At 51.5% G+C, this 15,634-nt stretch carries 12 protein-coding genes; 8 read left to right on the forward strand and 4 right to left on the reverse strand.

All coding sequences use genetic code 11. The features are described from left to right. The first annotated feature begins 173 nt into the window (after positions 1-173). From ACE41H_RS14965 to ptsP, 8 genes are all read left to right on the forward strand, one after another. Positions 174-1,352, forward strand: a complete 1,179-nt coding sequence (locus ACE41H_RS14965; RefSeq protein ID WP_375356160.1) for a galactokinase — start codon at positions 174-176, stop codon at positions 1,350-1,352. Positions 1,353-1,354: 2 nt separating this feature from the next. Continuing rightward, entirely contained in the window at positions 1,355-2,344 is a 990-nt protein-coding gene (gene galE, locus ACE41H_RS14970) for a UDP-glucose 4-epimerase GalE (protein ID WP_375356161.1), read from the forward strand. Positions 2,345-2,358: 14 nt separating this feature from the next. Beyond that, positions 2,359-3,960 carry a UDP-glucose--hexose-1-phosphate uridylyltransferase gene (locus ACE41H_RS14975; protein ID WP_375356162.1) on the forward strand — a complete coding sequence of 534 codons (1,602 nt, stop codon included), beginning with the start codon at positions 2,359-2,361 and terminating at the stop codon, positions 3,958-3,960. Positions 3,961-4,160: 200 nt separating this feature from the next. Then, positions 4,161-5,324, forward strand: a complete 1,164-nt coding sequence (locus tag ACE41H_RS14980) for an iron-containing alcohol dehydrogenase (protein ID WP_375356164.1) — start codon at positions 4,161-4,163, stop codon at positions 5,322-5,324. 158 nt (positions 5,325-5,482) lie between these two features. Further along, entirely contained in the window at positions 5,483-6,331 is an 849-nt protein-coding gene (glcT, locus tag ACE41H_RS14985; RefSeq protein WP_375356166.1) for a glucose PTS transporter transcription antiterminator GlcT, read from the forward strand. Positions 6,332-6,592: 261 nt separating this feature from the next. After that, positions 6,593-8,638 carry a glucose-specific PTS transporter subunit IIBC gene (gene ptsG / locus ACE41H_RS14990; RefSeq protein ID WP_375356167.1) on the forward strand — a complete coding sequence of 682 codons (2,046 nt, stop codon included), beginning with the start codon at positions 6,593-6,595 and terminating at the stop codon, positions 8,636-8,638. Between the two features lie 135 nt (positions 8,639-8,773). Further along, complete coding sequence (locus ACE41H_RS14995; RefSeq protein ID WP_355320510.1) at positions 8,774-9,049, forward strand: HPr family phosphocarrier protein; 276 nt, start codon at positions 8,774-8,776, stop codon at positions 9,047-9,049. Beyond that, on the forward strand, positions 9,042-10,754 hold the full coding sequence (gene ptsP / locus ACE41H_RS15000; RefSeq protein WP_375356168.1) for a phosphoenolpyruvate--protein phosphotransferase: 1,713 nt from the start codon (positions 9,042-9,044) through the stop codon (positions 10,752-10,754). Before ACE41H_RS14995 ends, ptsP begins: the two co-directional genes overlap by 8 nt. Positions 10,755-11,247: 493 nt before the next feature. Here the strand turns inward: ptsP and ACE41H_RS15005 are convergent, their stop codons facing one another. The 4 genes from ACE41H_RS15005 to gcvPA all read right to left on the reverse strand — a co-directional run bounded on the left by ACE41H_RS15005 (position 11,248) and on the right by gcvPA (position 15,624). Further along, on the reverse strand, positions 11,248-11,523 hold the full coding sequence (locus ACE41H_RS15005) for a hypothetical protein (protein ID WP_375356169.1): 276 nt from the start codon (positions 11,521-11,523) through the stop codon (positions 11,248-11,250). Next, positions 11,504-12,247 (reverse strand): hypothetical protein, encoded by a 744-nt coding sequence (locus ACE41H_RS15010; protein ID WP_305752890.1) that lies wholly within the window; start codon positions 12,245-12,247, stop codon positions 11,504-11,506. The genes ACE41H_RS15005 and ACE41H_RS15010 overlap by 20 nt, the downstream gene beginning before the upstream one ends. 558 nt (positions 12,248-12,805) lie before the next feature. Further along, positions 12,806-14,272, reverse strand: coding sequence for an aminomethyl-transferring glycine dehydrogenase subunit GcvPB (gcvPB, locus tag ACE41H_RS15015; protein ID WP_375356170.1), 1,467 nt, complete (start codon positions 14,270-14,272; stop codon positions 12,806-12,808). Continuing rightward, positions 14,269-15,624, reverse strand: a complete 1,356-nt coding sequence (gcvPA, locus tag ACE41H_RS15020; RefSeq protein ID WP_375356172.1) for an aminomethyl-transferring glycine dehydrogenase subunit GcvPA — start codon at positions 15,622-15,624, stop codon at positions 14,269-14,271. The genes gcvPB and gcvPA overlap by 4 nt, the downstream gene beginning before the upstream one ends. Between the last annotated feature and the right edge of the window lie 10 nt (positions 15,625-15,634).

A 15,634-nucleotide genomic window follows, 5' to 3' on the forward strand; every position in this document is an offset into this window, starting at 1 on the left:
ACATTTATCCATATGTATAACACATGGCTGCATTACATCGGGAGCGTTTTTCAATTATACTGTCTACATAAAGCAGGATCATCAAATGCTGCTGTAACGGCACAGTCGGCTGCCTGGTTATGCCGAAGCCGCATATGATCAAGAACTGACTATTGCAGTGGGGTGGATAATAAGTGAATACACATGAGCTGACAGAACAATTTAAGCAAAAATACGGGGACGGAGCCCAGCCTGTGCGCCTGTTTCAGGCGCCGGGCAGGGTCAACCTGATTGGGGAGCATATCGACTATAACGGCGGATATGTGCTGCCTGCGGCACTAGAATTCGGAACGACACTGGTGGTACGGGCAAGGGATGATGACGAGTTGCATTTTGCTTCCACCAATTTTGAATATGAGATGGTCATACCCGTCAAAGACGCCGGCAAACAGAAAACAGGCGAATGGGTGGATTACCCGGTCGGCGTGATCGTTGAACTGAAGGAAAAAGGCATTGAGCTCTCCAGCGGATACGATTTGCTGTTCCACGGAGAGATTCCAAACGGTGCGGGATTGTCTTCTTCGGCATCGATTGAGGTGGTTACGGGTTACACGCTGCTGTCCCTTGAGGGACAGGCAACGGACACCGTTGAAATCGCCCTGCTCTCCCAGCGGGCCGAGAACCGTTATGTCGGCGTGAACTGCGGCATCATGGACCAGTTTGCTGTGGCCAACGGCGCCAAGGATCATGCGATCCTGCTGATGTGTGACACTCTGGAATATAAGAAGGTACCGTTTAAGACGGGCAATTATAAATTGATCATCGGCAATACGAACAAACGGCGGGGGTTGGTGGACTCCGCTTATAATGAGCGCCGCACCCAATGCGTCGAAGCGCTGGATATTTTGCGCAAGGAGATGCCCTCGCTGGAATATCTGGCACAGCTCACTGAGGAGCAGTTCAAGGTGCTGGAGAACCGGATCGAAGATGAGACGGTCAGAAGACGGGCCCGGCACGTGGTTGAAGAAAACGCCCGTGTGCTGGCCTCGGTCGAGGCACTGGGCAAAAACGACCTGGTCACATTCGGACAGCTAATGAATGCGTCCCATGATTCCCTGCGCGACCTCTATGAGGTCAGTTGCACGGAGCTGGATGTGATGGTGGAGGAAGCACGGCGCATTCCTGGAACGCTCGGGGCACGTATGACAGGCGCGGGTTTTGGAGGCTGTACAGTTTCCCTGGTGCATGAAGGGGATGTGGATCAGTTTGTAAAGCAGGTCGGTGAGGCGTATAAGACGCGTACCGGACTTGAAGGCAGCTTTTACGTTTGCGGAGTAGGCGACGGAGTTAAAGAACTGAAAGGAGACATGTGACGATGACGATTTTGGTGACAGGTGGAGCCGGGTATATTGGTTCTCATACAGTTGCGGCTCTGCTGGACAGAGGCGAAAATGTTGTAGTTGTGGATAACTTGCAGACTGGTCATCGAGGTTCGCTGCTTGGCGGCAAGCTGTATGAGGGAGATCTGCGCGACAAGGAACTGCTTGCCAAAGTGTTCAAGGAAAATGAGATTGATGCAGTCATTCACTTTGCGGCAAATTCACTCGTTGGAGAAAGCATGCAGAACCCGGGTAAGTACTATGACAACAACGTATTCGGGACGCTCTGCCTGCTTGAGGCGATGAAGGAGGCGGGTGTTTCCAAAATCGTATTCTCTTCCACGGCTGCGACCTACGGCGAGCCTGAGAAGGTGCCGATTGAAGAAGGGGACCGGACAGAGCCTACCAACGTCTATGGTGAAACCAAGCTCATGATGGAGCGCATGATGGCCTGGTTTGATAAAGTGCTGGGCATCAAGTACGTGTCTCTCCGTTATTTCAACGCGGCCGGGGCGCATGAGAGTGGTAAAATCGGTGAGGATCACCGTCCGGAGAGCCATCTGATTCCGCTTGTGCTGCAGGCGGCCCTGAAGCAGCGGCCACATATCTCGGTGTTCGGGGAAGACTATGATACCCCTGATGGCACCTGCATCCGTGACTATATTCATGTCAGCGATCTGGCTGACGCCCATCTGCGTGCTGTAGATTACCTGCGTAAAGGCAATAACAGCGATATTTTCAACCTGGGCAACGGTCAGGGCTTCTCGGTCAAACAGGTCATTGAAACGGCCAAACAGGTGACAGGATTGGATATACCGGTCGTTATGGAAGCGCGGCGTGCCGGTGATCCGGCGGTGCTGGTGGCTTCCTCGGATAAAGCCCGCAGCGTGCTGGGCTGGACACCAAGCCGTACGAAGCTTGAGGACATCATCCAGGGCGCGTGGAACTGGCATCAGTCCCGCCCAAATGGATATGGTGACAACTAGGGAGGAGCTACACCATGACTGACGAAGTGAAGACTTCTGTGTCTGAGGAGCAGTCCGGATTGCGGGAGGCGGCACTTGAGGCCATCGAGCGCCTGACCGCCTTTGCGACATCCCGCGGATTGATTGAAGAGGCTGATATCGATTACAGTCGTAATTTGCTGCTTGAACGGTTCGGCTTTGACGAGCCCTTTGCCGGGGAGGCGGGTGCCGCCGTGCTTGACAGTCCGCAGTCGGCGCTGGACGTTTTGATTGATTATGGCTATGAGATCGGTCTGATTCCAGAAAACACCGATACGTACCGGGATCTGCTGGATGCCAAAATTATGGGCATGCTGATGGCCAGACCGTCGGAAGTGGTACGGTCATTTCGGGAGAAGGCGGCGGAAGCAGGTATTGAAGCGGCGACGGATTGGTTTTACCGCTTGTCCATTGATTCCAACTACATCCGGATGGATCGTGTGAACAAAAATGTATACTGGAAGCAGCCGACGTCATATGGGGATATGGAAATTACGATCAACCTGTCCAAGCCGGAGAAGAGCCCGGAGGAAATTGCCATGGCCAAGCTGCTGCCGCCGCCTGTATACCCAAAATGCCAGCTTTGCAGGGAAAATGTCGGTTATGCGGGACGGCTGAACCATCCAGCACGGCAAAATCTGCGCATTATTCCGCTGGATATGAATGGAGAGCCGTGGTTCTTCCAATACTCACCGTATGTATACTACAACGAGCACTGCATCGTATTTCATCATGATCATGTACCTATGAAATTGACACGTGATACGCTGCGGCGTCTGCTGTCGTTCACCGATGCTTTCCCGCACTATTTTATCGGCTCGAATGCGGACCTGCCTATCGTGGGCGGATCGATACTGACCCATGATCACTTCCAGGGAGGACGGCATACGTTTGCGATTCAAAATGCGGAAAAAGAACAGGTATTCACGCATCCTTCCTATCCGGCTGTGCAGGCGGCTGTTGTGAAATGGCCGATGTCGGTGGTGCGCTTCACGTCTGCCGATCCGGAGCAATTGCTGGAAGCAGGCGATGCTTTGTATGAAGCGTGGAAACAGTACAGCGATCCGTCGGTAGATGTGCTGGCTTTCTCCGCAGCCGATGGGGAACAGGTGCCGCATAATACGGTGACACCAATTGTACGACGTGGGCTGGACGGCAGCTATGAAATGGATCTTGTGTTGCGGAACAACCGGACCAGCGAACAACATCCGGAAGGGATATTTCATCCACACCGGGAGATGCATCATCTGAAGAAAGAAAACATCGGTCTGATCGAGGTCATGGGCCTTGCCATTCTCCCGGGCCGGTTGAAGGAAGAGCTGGACGCAATCGCGGATATTCTGTCCGGAGATGTGGCGCTTGCGGAGGCGGCAGCACAGGATGACCATCTGCTGCACAAGCATGCTGGCTGGATCGACGAATTAATCGGCAGATTTGGACGGAGTATGGAGAAGGAAGAAGCCGTGCGTCTGCTGCAAAATGAGGTCGGATTGAAATTTAGCACGATTCTGGAGCATGCTGGTGTATTCAAAAGAAACGATGAAGGACAGGCTGCCTTCCACCGTTTTCTCACCAGTCTTGGTTATCTTCCGGTCTGACAATAAAAAGAAAAAAACGGAAAGTCGCAGTTGTATGGGGAAATCCCATGTACAATACGGCTTTCTTTTTTTGGTAGAAACATTTGTAGATATTAAATTGTCGGAAATATAACGTTGTACTTTGTTTATTGTGCCTGAGAGGAATATAATAATAAAGTGGAGATAGAAACTATACTAAATATTGGAGGCGAACTTTTACGATGAAAGCTTTTGATTTTCGCAATCCGACCCGTTTAATCTTCGGCAAGGGCCAGCTTGAACTGCTCAAACGTGAGGTTCCGAAATACGGCAAACGTGTGCTTCTTGTATACGGAGGCGGCAGCATTAAACGCAGCGGCCTGTATGATCAGGTGATTGGTTTGCTTCGTGAAAGCGATGCAGAAGTAACGGAACTTGCAGGCGTTGAGCCAAATCCGCGTCTTTCGACGGTACATAAAGGTGTGGAATTGTGCAAGACCAATCACATCGAGCTGATTTTGGCGGTTGGCGGGGGCAGTGTGCTTGACTGTGCGAAGGCGATTGCCGTCGGTGCCAAATATGACGGGGATATGTGGGATTTTGTGGAGCGTAAAGCTGTTCCCCAGGATGCGCTTCCGCTTGGTACGGTGCTGACGATGGCGGCGACCGGCTCAGAGATGAACGGCGGCTCGGTAATTACGAATGAAGCCACCCAGGAAAAAATGGGCTGGGGCAGTCCGCTCGCTTACCCGGCGTTTTCCATTCTTGATCCTGCGTTTACTTTCACGCTGCCTAAGGATCAAACGATATACGGTATGGTTGATATGATGACCCATGTGTTGGAGCATTATTTCCATCTGGAAACCAATACTCATGTACAGTTGGGCTGGTGTGAAACCGTTTTGCGGACTGTCATTGAAACGGCACCGAAGCTTGTGGAGGATCTCGAAAACTACGAGCTGCGCGAGACGATTATGTACTGCGGCACCATGGCGCTGAACGGATTCCTGAACATGGGGCTGGCGGGTGATTGGGCAACCCATAATATTGAGCACGCCGTATCGGCTGTATACGATATTCCGCACGGCGGAGGACTCGCGATTATCTTCCCGAACTGGATGACATATAGCCTGCATGTGAAGCCGGAACGCTTCAAGCGGCTTGCGGTCAATGTGTTCAATGTGAATCCGGAAGGCAAGAGCGATGAGCAAGTTGGCGAAGAAGGCATTCAGGCGTTGCGTGACTTCTGGACCTCCATTGGTGCCCCAAGCCGTCTGGCTGACTACGATATCGGCGATAAGGATATCGAACTGATGGCAGATAAAGCGGTGCGTTTCGGGCCTTTCGGCGGCTTCAACAAGCTGCAGCGTGAGGATGTTGTAGCTATTTATAAGGCATCTCTGTAGTTTTCAGATGTGCAGGAAAGGCTGCTCTCAGTCATTTATTGGCTGAGGTCGGCCTTTTTTTGTCACTAAAGGCATTGCTAAAGCACTTCTATTTGACCTGCAGCGTATTATTTGTTACTTTTAGCTGACAGAAGTGGGTATAAAAATGAGGTGCGAATGTGAGCAGCCTACAAGTGTCCAAAGTACTCAATAATAACGTCATCATAGGCATACATCCGGATTATCAGGAAGTTGTCGTCATTGGAAAAGGAATCGGCTTCAACCGTAAATCCAGAGATCAGATTTCACTGGACGCTGTTGAGAAAATGTTTATCCTGACCAATCAGGATGAGCAGGAGCAGTACAAGCAGCTCCTTCCGCAGGTGGATGAGAAGCTGATCGAAATTATCGGCGAAGTCATTCATGATATTGAAGGCCAGGTTAACGCTCCTTTGAACCAGCATATCCATATTGCTTTAACGGACCATATTGCCTTCGCCATGAAACGTAAAGAGCAGGGAATTACGATTCATAATCCGTTCTTGTACGAGACGAAGGAAATCTACCCGGAGGAATATAAACTGGCTGAATCTGCGGTCCGAAAAATCCGTGACAAGCTGAACATTGATTTGGGTAGTGACGAAATCGGTTTCATCGCGCTCCATATTTACAGCGCTTTGACCAACCAGCATATTTCCCAGGTCAAGGAGCATTCACAGCTTATTTCGGATCTGGTACAGGTCGTGGAGCAGACGCTTGATTATAAAATCCCTACAGATTCCTTGGATTATTCCCGGCTGTTGACCCATCTGAGATTTGCACTGGAGAGAATCCGGCGCGGGGAGAAGGTTCAGGAAATGCATAAGCTCGACAAGTTACTGAACGCAGAGTACCCGGAAATGTATATGCTGGCATGGAAGCTGACGAAAATTATGGAAAACCGGCTTCATCAGCCTGTCTACCCGGCGGAGGTCAGCTATTTGACGATGCACCTTCAGCGGCTGCAGCAGCGGAAGGAAGAAAGCTGAAAAATTTGTGATGAAAAGGGTTGCATATTTCGACAAGTGGTGCTACAATGACTCTCGTCAATAAGCAAAACAACAATTGAAGATGAAAACGTGTTACTGATTCGATCAGGCATGAGTTGATTAAAGTATGATTGGAGACAGCCTTTCAGGGGAAAGCTACATCCCAAGGTTGTAAACTTTATGCTTTTATTAGCTCATGCTTTTTTTGCGTTCTTTTCGGTTGTTGTTTTGAGATGAATATTATCGAAGGATGTGGGTTTTATGTTTAAAAAGCTTTTCGGCGTTTTGCAGCGTGTCGGTAAAGCTTTGATGCTTCCCGTGGCCATCCTGCCTGCGGCGGGTTTGCTGCTGGGGATCGGCAACGCGCTGATTAACCCGGATTTGGTTCAGTACATGCCTTTCCTGGGTGCTGGCTGGGTCGAATCCGTTGCGACCATCATGATGAATGCCGGACAAATTGTCTTTGACAATCTGGCGCTGTTGTTCGCGGTTGGTGTTGCCGTCGGTTTGGCCAACGGCGAGGGTGTTGCGGGTCTTGCCGCCATCATCGGTTATCTGATCATGAACGTGACGCTGGGTACTGCGGTGGGCGTAACGCCAGGGCTTGTCGCACAGCAGATTCCCGGATATGCAACGGTGCTCGGGATTCCGACACTATCAACGGGTGTTTTCGGGGGTATTATTATCGGTATCCTGGCGGCAGCGATGTACAATCGTTTCTTCAAAATCGAGCTTCCGTCCTATCTCGGCTTTTTTGCCGGCAAACGGTTTGTTCCGATTGCAACATCGCTTGGCGCACTGATCATCGGCTTGCTGCTGGTGGTCATCTGGCCGCCGGTTCAAGGTTTCCTGAACGCGGTGTCCCACTTTATGGTGGATACGAATCCTGTACTGGCAACCTTTATTTTCGGTGTGATCGAACGCGCTCTGATTCCTTTCGGGCTGCACCACATTTTCTATTCTCCGTTCTGGTTTGAGTTCGGTGAATATGTCAACAAAGCAGGTCAGGTTATCCGCGGTGATCAGCACATTTTCATGGCTCAGCTGAGAGATGGCGTGCCATTCACCGCAGGCGCATTCCAGGTTGGTAAGTTCCCGTTTATGATGTTCGGGCTTCCTGCCGCAGCTTTGGCCATGTATCACGAAGCAAGACCGGAGCACAAAAAATATGTGGCAGGCATCATGGGTTCCGCTGCATTGACTTCGTTCCTGACAGGTATTACGGAGCCGCTTGAATTCTCCTTCCTGTTCGTAGCTCCGCTGCTGTTCGCAGTGCATACGATCTTTGCGGGCTTGTCCTTCATGACGATGTATCTGCTGAACGTAAAAATCGGAATGACGTTCTCCGGCGGATTTATCGACTTCCTGATCTTTGGGGTCCTGCCGAACCGAACCCCTTGGTGGAATGTCATTATCGTTGGTCTTGTGCTGGCTGTGATCTACTACTTCGGCTTCCGCTTCATCATCCGCAAGTTTAATCTCAAGACGCCGGGACGCGAAGAGCAGACCGAAGAAAATGAGAGTACTGGCGGCGGCGGAGGCAATGACGATCTTCCACACAATATTTTGGCGGCATTTGGTGGTTCGTCCAATATCAAGCATCTGGATGCATGTATTACACGTTTGCGGATTGAAGTCAATGAGAAAGCCAATGTTGACAAAAACCGCCTGAAACAGCTCGGCGCCTCCGGCGTGCTGGAAGTCGGCAATAACGTGCAGGCGATTTTCGGTACACGTTCCGATACGATCAAATCGCAGATGCAGGATATTATGGCAGGACGCACACCTGCACCCGCTGCCGCTCCTGAGCCTGCAGCTGAAAAAGCGGCCGGTGAAGCAGGGCAAGCCATTATCGCCGAGGATATCGTTATGCCGGTAAACGGTGAACTGCTTTCGATTACCGAAGTGCCGGATCCAGTATTTTCCGAGCGAATGACCGGTGACGGATTTGCGGTGCTGCCGCATGACGGCAACATTGTTTCTCCGGTGTATGGTAAGGTGTTCAACGTGTTCCCGAGCAAGCATGCGGTGGGCATTATGTCCGATGGCGGCAAGGAAGTTCTCGTGCATATCGGTGTCAATACCGTGAAGCTGAAAGGGCAGGGCTTTGAGGTGCTCGTGAACGAGGGAGACCTTGTATCTGCAGGACAGCCGATCATGAAAGTCGATCTGGAGTACGTGAAGGAGAATGCCAAATCGATCATCTCTGCGATCATTTTCTCCAACCTGCCACAGGGTGCCGGAGTCACGCTGGACAAGAACGGAACACTCAAAGCTGGCGAAGATAATATTATTACGATAAAATAGTAACGATCTGCTTCTATAGTGAACGTTCCGCAGCGGTCCCAGGACCGCGGGAGCGTTCTATGGGCATAAGCGGTTGATAGTATATCAGCAAGCGGCAGATTTACAATAATATATTCAGAAAGTGGGAGAATCATCATGCAAAAAACATTTACAATCACTGACGAAGACGGTATCCATGCACGTCCGGCAACAGCTCTGGTGAACACGGCGACAAAATTCAGCGGTGTAGAATCCTTTGCTGAAGCCAACGGCAAAAAAGTTACCTTGAAATCCATCCTGGGCGTACTGTCCCTGGGTCTGGAAAAAGGCGATACGATCAATATCATCTGTGAAGGCGGAAACGAAGCAGAAGCTCTGCAAGCGCTGGAAGATGTTATGGTTAAAGAAGGGCTGGGCGAAGTAAATGCTTAAAATCTCCGGGATTGCTGCCTCGGCAGGCATCGCTATCGCCAAGGCGTTTATCTTGGAGCACCCTGATTACTCTGTAGAAAAACGCACAGTAACAGATGTCGAAGCGGAAATTGCGAAGCTGGACGCAGCATTGGCACAGTCGCAGTCCGAGCTGGAGAAAATCAAGGAACGGACTCTTCAGGAATTGGGAGAGAAGAAAGCGGAAATTTTCGCTTCCCACCTCCTCATTCTGAACGATCCGGAGCTGATTGATCCGGTTAAGGATAAAATCAAAAACGAACAAGTGAATGCGGAATTTGCACTGAATGAAACGGCGTCGCAGTTCATTACCATGTTCGAAAACATGAAGAGCGAATATCTGCAGGAACGGGCAGCTGATATGCGTGACGTTACCAAACGTGTGCTGAATCACCTGCTTGGGCTGAAGTTTATGAGCCCTGCTGAAATCAGCGAAGAAACGATTGTGCTCGCAGAAGATTTGACACCTTCCGACACAGCGCAATTGAACCGTAAATATGTCAAAGGTTTTGCCACAAATATCGGCGGCCGTACTTCCCACTCGGCTATTATGGCACGTTCGCTCGAAATTCCGGCTGTCGTCGGAACGAAGGACGTTCTGTCCCAAGCGAAAAGCGGTGATCTGATCATCGTGGACGGTTTGGATGGAGAGGTGTTTGTGAATCCGAGCGACGAAGTGGTCGCCGAATATCGTCAGAAGCAGCAGGCTTACGACAAGCAGCGCGAAGAATGGCGCAAGCTGCGCGACGAAGCGACCGTTTCGACAGACGGTGTTCACGTCGAGCTGGCCGCCAATATCGGTACACCCAACGACGTTGCAGGTGTGCTTGAGAACGGTGGGGAAGGCGTAGGTCTGTACCGTACGGAGTTCCTTTACATGGGACGCGACAAGCTTCCTTCGGAAGACGTACAGTACAATGCTTACAAAACGGTTCTGGAGAAAATGGAAGGCAAACCTGTCGTAGTCCGCACACTTGATATCGGCGGCGACAAGGAGCTTCCTTATCTGGATCTGCCAAAGGAAATGAACCCGTTCCTGGGCTTCCGGGCGATTCGTCTTTGCCTGGACCGCCAGGATATTTTCCGGACACAGCTGCGTGCTCTGCTGAGAGCCAGCGTGCACGGCAATCTGCGCATCATGTTCCCTATGATCGCTACACTGGGTGAATTCCGTGAAGCTAAAGCAGTTCTGCTGGAGGAGAAAGCGAAGCTTGCTTCCGAAGGTGTGCAGGTGTCTGAGGACATTCAGCTCGGTATCATGGTGGAAATTCCGTCAACGGCGGTGCTGGCGGACCAATTTGCGAAGGAAGTCGATTTCTTCAGTATTGGCACCAACGACCTGATTCAATATACGATGGCGGCCGACCGCATGAACGAGCGGGTGTCTTACTTGTATCAACCGTACAACCCGGCGATTCTGCGTCTGGTTAAAATGGTTATTGACGCAGCTCATGCAAATGGCCGTTGGGCCGGCATGTGCGGTGAGATGGCAGGGGATGCTACAGCTATTCCTCTGTTGCTAGGCCTGGGACTGGATGAGTTCAGTATGAGTGCGACATCCATTCTGCCTGCACGCAGCCAGATTTCCAAGCTGTCCCGTGCGGACATGGAGAAGCTGGCGGCTCAAGCATTGGATATGCAGACCGCCGAAGAGGTTGTTGCATTGGTTCAGAGCATTGAAGGGTAAAATTTTATCCGTTTTTTACTAGGTTTATCTTTTTCCAAAACATACTCATGCTGAGTTTACAGCAGCCGGTACCTTAAGGGGTGCCGGCTTTTTTTAGGGGCGCACCCGGGATTCGGGCGTACCCGGATTCTTCTTCCGATCGCTGTTATCCCCGGATTTCCCTGATTAGATTGGACAGTGGAAGAAATCCGGGGATAAAGGCGAACGCTCCGCTTCTCCAGAAGAATTCCGGGCACTTGGCAGGGGAGTATGTCTTGAACGCTTTGCCTGTTCAAGGGATGCTTTGAGGTTTGGGCTGGGCTGGGTTCGAGGAGAATCAACACAATGTTGGATATCTGGGTAAGTAAGAAACGATTAAACGGACATAAGAAATGGAGGGGCGGACTCCCCTCCATAGTATTCGGCAACTGGCTGGTATCCTGGCATTAATTTAACCAGCGCAGTCTCTGTGGTTTTGCGCACCTAGCGGCTTGTTTTATTACCGGATTAAACATTATCCGTTTTCAGCGATATTGAGCAGATCTGCGGCAACTTCTTTTTGGCTCTCTGGAATGGTATTCACCCATTCGCGGAGAGCCGATTTCATGCTGCTCTCCGTTAGCTTCTTTGTTTCCATTATCACCTTGAGCTGTGGCGACAGATCCAGACCTTCCTGTTCACTGATATCAGCCGCCATGCCGACAACAGTGGAAAACTGGCACTGGCGATGGTCTTCGAGGCTGCATGCCGTGCCCAAGTCATACACTTTCTCATTGTCTGGTTGACTCATACGATTGGCCTCCCCAGGCTTTCAGTACATCCATGCGAAATCTTGAGTTCAGTTCCGTCGCTTCCTTCCGGGCAAGTTCTAATGTCTCCGGATCCGGTTCTTCGTTGACTTTACGCGAGATTTGAGCATAACGGGCTGCCACCCATTCAAGGTCATCCGGTGTGACAATACCATTCAAAAGTTTATGGCGCGCTTCACGGATTTCAGGCAGCACCTGTTTAATTTCTTCGCGCATCTTCGCGTCCAGCAGCTGCAGATTCTCAGGCGCGAAACGAATCCTTTCCAAGCCATTCGCATGTTCTTCTGATCGTTCAAGCCGTATTTGAACTTCGGGATGCTCTAAACCGTCTGCTCTGGCGAAGCGGAGCGCTTCTTTGAGTGATGCAGCGATCGCAGTCAACTCCGGTACAGGTTCGGCTAACTTTTTCTGAATAGAGGAAATACTTGCCGCATATTTGGCTAAAACCTCACGGTCTTTCTCCGGTGTGGCGGCCAGCTTCTCCGGTGTTAAATCGTACTCCAACAAAGCGGCGATCTCTTCACGGGCGGTCTCTGCATCTCCGGCTTTGAGCGCAGCGGAAACCGCCGACAAGTGGGCTCTGGTACACGGGATACAGCCGACCGAAACATGCATGTCCGGCGCATATTGGCTGTACGGCCTCGCTGGTTCAGACAGGCTTACCGTTTCCGTTAAGTCGATGTAATTTCCTCTTTGATTACTCATAGTTAGCCTCCTTCATAGTTGTCGGTCTCATAATAAAAGTTTTTGTAAGGCTGTCTGCTCAACATTCACCACTAGTAATCAATCAAGTGCCGCCTTTATTTGCACGCAACCCCCCTAATCTTTCGTGGAATAATATGAATAAGACGGAGGTTTCCGTCGTATTCCGAAACTAGGCGGCTTACTGGCGTAACAATGGCCAACATTGCTCTTGCAGTTTCGTCCGCACTTTTTAATGAGTTTACTATTGTCGTAAGATGTCAAAATTTTAATTAATTTTTTTATATGAGAACAATTTACCAGGGTTTTTTTACCTCGTGAATAGGGGAAAAGAACCATTTTAGGAATAATTGTATATTCGTAACATGCAATGTTACTTAATGAGATCTTGTCGATGTTAATGAGATTTACGGCGAAAACGAGGAAATACACATCATTTACCATAAATTGGGAGGTAATAGCGATTGGAGGAATACTTCGTTATTGGAGCGTCTCAAACGTTCAAAAAGGTGTCCCAAAAGGTCCATGGACCTTTTGGGACACCCAGAAATGGGGAATGGATTAACTGCAGGCGCAGTTCAAAACAGGCTTGCGCGCCGCGGTCGTTTCATCCAGGCGTGTGACCGTTGTGGTATAAGGGGCGTTCAGCACCAGCTCGGGGTTCTCCTCCGCCTCCTTGGCAATGCGGATCATCGTATCGATAAAGCCGTCCAGCGTTTCCTTGCTTTCCGTTTCGGTCGGCTCAATCATGATGCATTCCTCCACGTTCAGCGGGAAGTATACGGTCGGCGGGTGGTAGCCGAAATCGAGCAGTCGTTTGGCGACATCGAGGGTGCGGACGCCGTATTTTTTCAGGCCACGGCCGGACATGACAAATTCATGCTTGCAGACACCCGGATACGGAATCTCGTAGTAAGGTGCCAGCCGGTGCATCATATAATTGGCATTCAGCACAGCGTCTTCTGATACGGCACGCAGGCCTTCTGGCCCGTAGGTGCGGATATACGCATAAGCGCGGACGAGAATGCCGAAGTTGCCGTAGTATGCTTTGACACGGCCGATGGAATCAGCCTGCTCTGTATCCCAGTTGTATGTTCCGTCCTCGTTTTTGACGACAAGCGGTTTTGGCAGAAACGGAATGAGCAGCTTTTTGACGCCGACCGGGCCGGCTCCCGGGCCGCCACCACCGTGCGGGGTGCTCATCGTTTTGTGCAGATTCAAATGCACGACATCAAAGCCCATGTCCCCCGGACGGGTAATGCCCATAATGGCGTTGGAGTTGGCTCCGTCGTAATAGAGCAGTCCGCCGGCTTCATGCACAATCTCCGCAATCTCCGTGATTTGCTCTTCGAACAGTCCAAGAGTATTCGGATTTGTCAGCATAAGAGCGGCGGTGTCGCTGCCAACGGCGGCGCGCAGAGCGTCCAGGTCAACAAGTCCCTTGGCGGTTGATGGAATCGTGACCGTCTCGAATCCGGCAACCGTGGCGCTCGCCGGATTCGTTCCGTGCGAGGAATCGGGCACAATCACTTTGCTGCGGCGCTCGCCGCGACTTTCATGATAAGCGCGGATCATCATCAGGCCGGTCCACTCTCCGTGAGCTCCGGCAGCAGGCTGCAGCGTGACGGCATCCATGCCTGTAAGCCCGGCTAAATCGTTTTGCAATGTGTGCAACAGCTCAAGTGCGCCCTGAATGCTTTCTTCCGGCTGGTAAGGATGGATTTTCGCCAGTCCGGAATAACGGGCAACATCTTCGTTTACCTTCGGGTTGTATTTCATCGTACAGGAGCCAAGCGGATAAAAACCGTTATCCACCCCGAAGTTGCGGCGGGACAGCTCGGTATAATGACGGATGACGTCAACCTCATAGACTTCCGGCAGCGCCGCAGGTTCGCTGCGCAGCAGCTCGGAAGGAATGAGCTCGTCAGCAGGACGGCGCGGTACGTCGCATGCGGGCAGTGAATACGCAACCCGGCCCGGACGGCTCAGTTCAAAAATCAGCGGCATATCTTGTTCGGATTGAGTCATAGCAATTCCTCCAGCACCGATGCGAATTGGTCAATCTCTTCTTTGGTTCTTTGCTCCGTTACGGCGATCAGCATGTGGTTTTTGTATTCTTCGTAATCTCTGCCCAGATCGTAGCCGCCGATAAAACCGGCATCCAGCAGACGTGATTGCAAGGTCTGCATATCTGTATCCCCCGGCAGGATGAGCACGAACTCATTAAATGTCGGGGAAGTAAACGCCGTCTTTATTCCAGGCAGGGATGTGAGACGTTCAAGGGCGTACCGGCTTTTATGCAGATTCAACTCAGCCACCTCGACCATGCCGCTTCTGCCCATGACGGACATATAGACGGACGCGGAGAGTGCAAGCAGCGCCTGGTTGGAGCAAATATTTGACGTCGCTTTTTCGCGGCGGATATGCTGCTCGCGTGCCTGCAGGGTAAGGACAAAGCCGCGTTTGCCGTTGCGGTCCTTCGTTTGGCCGACGATTCTTCCCGGAATGCGGCGCATATGTTCCTGGGATACGGCGAAATAACCGCAGGTTGGTCCGCCGAGCGAAGAGGAGATGCCAAGCGGCTGCGCGTCACCGACGACGATATCGGCCCCCAGCTTGCCCGGCGCTTCAAGCAGCCCGAGCGAGAGCGGATTGGAACTGACCACTAGCAGACCCTTCTGTGCATGAATTAAATCGGCCATTGGCCTAATATTTTCAATAGAACCGAAGAAATTGGGGTTCTGCACGAGCACGGCGGCGGTGTCCTCTGTTACCGCTGCCGTGAGCGCTTCAAGATCGGTCACGCCGTTTTTGCAGCCCACTTCCACAATTTCCAGGTTAAGGCCATGTGCGTAAGTATTCAGCACTTGACGCGCCTCCGGATGAACGGAGCGGGATACGACGATTCGTTTGCGGCGCGTGGCGGCTGCCGCCAGATTGCCTGCTTCGGCCAGCGCGGTTGCGCCGTCATACATACTGGCATTGGCTACTGCCATGCCGGTAAGCTCACATATATAAGATTGAAATTCAAAAATGGCCTGCAGCTCGCCCTGGCTGACTTCCGGCTGATAAGGGGTGTAGGCGGTGTAAAATTCCGAGCGGGAAATGACATGATTGATCACGGACGGAATATGGTGATCATAGATGCCTGCGCCCAAAAAGCTGGCGTGGGTCTCGCTGCTGGCATTTCTGCCGGCCAGTGCCGACATATGACGGGTCAGAGCCCGCTCATCCAGCCTGGAAGAAACGGGAAGCTCACCTTGGAAACGAATTTTTTCGGGAATATCCTTGAACAGGTCCTCCATGCTGTCGGCGCCGACGGTACGAAGCATCTCGGCGCGATCCTGCTCGGTCATCGGTAAGTATCTGTGCTGATTCATGACTGCGCTC

Origin of the sequence: Paenibacillus enshidis (assembly GCF_042136365.1) — a bacterium.
Classification (GTDB): domain Bacteria; phylum Bacillota; class Bacilli; order Paenibacillales; family Paenibacillaceae; genus Paenibacillus; species Paenibacillus enshidis.